Source organism: Vibrio sp. 2130-1 (genome assembly GCF_033339515.1).
Map to the genome: position 1 here is coordinate 1 of NZ_JAWOUT010000092.1, position 1,018 is coordinate 1,018.

Below are 1,018 nucleotides of genomic sequence, written 5' to 3' on the forward strand. Positions count from 1 at the left end.
CGCTTGCCCGGCACCAACACTAAAGTATCGCCCGGAGCTAAGGTAATACTGCCCAATCCACCTTCTAAACGCTCATGCCCACGACGAATGGCGACAACAACCGCATCAAAACGATCGCGGAAGCGGCTTTCTTTCAAAGTCTTATGGCAGAAGGTTGCAGAGGAGCTGACCACCACTTCAATAAAGTTTTGACCATTCAAATGCTGTTGCCCAAATAGCGTCAGCCCCGGAATTTCTTGCAAGGTCGCCACACTTTCGACATCGCCACAAAACAACAGACGATCTTTCGCTTTCAGCACGAAGTCGGGGCCTACTGACGATACCGTCACGCCATCACGAACCACCTCTGCAAGAAACAACTTACGCAGTGCACGCAGATTGTTTTCACTGATGGTACGGCCAACCAAAGGTGAACCAGGTTCAACACGAGATTCAAGGAAATACGGTAAGTCTTCTTGGTTTTGGTCATCGTAACTTGGCAGCAAATAGCTCAGCGGAATAAGAATTAAAAGACCACCCGCTAAGACAGCCAAGCCAATCATCGTCGGAGTAAAAAAGCTTAGACTCGGTAGCCCTGCATCTTCCACAAAGCTATTAATAATAAGGTTGGTCGAAGTACCAATAAGCGTTAATGTGCCGCCAAATATCGCCGCGTAAGAAAGTGGAATCAGTAGCTTAGAAGGCGCGTGCTGTTGATTGCGTTTAATCGCACCAATCAAAGACACAACAACGGCCGTATTGTTGGTAAAGGAAGACAGTAAGGCGGTCGATAACCCAAGCTTGGCGATCACACTGCCTAAATGACCTTCTGAAATACTACGGCTCACCCAACTGATCAGTAACGTTTTTTCTAATGCACAAGAAGCGAGAATCAGCAGGACCAAAGTTAACAATGATGAGTTGGTAAAGTTCGCAGCAATGGTCGTGGAATCCATCATTCCCGCCATGAAAGCAATAAAGGCTGCACCAGCAAAAACGTAGCTCGGCTTAATCTTAGTCACAAGCAAACAAGTGATAA

1 protein-coding gene is annotated in these 1,018 nt (G+C 47.0%); it reads right to left on the reverse strand.

The features are described 5' to 3' along the window. A partial coding sequence (locus R7Q09_RS24425) for an SLC13 family permease (protein WP_318143730.1) occupies window positions 1-1,016 on the reverse strand: 1,016 nt, incomplete at its 3' end. Window positions 1,017-1,018: the final 2 nt, after the last annotated feature.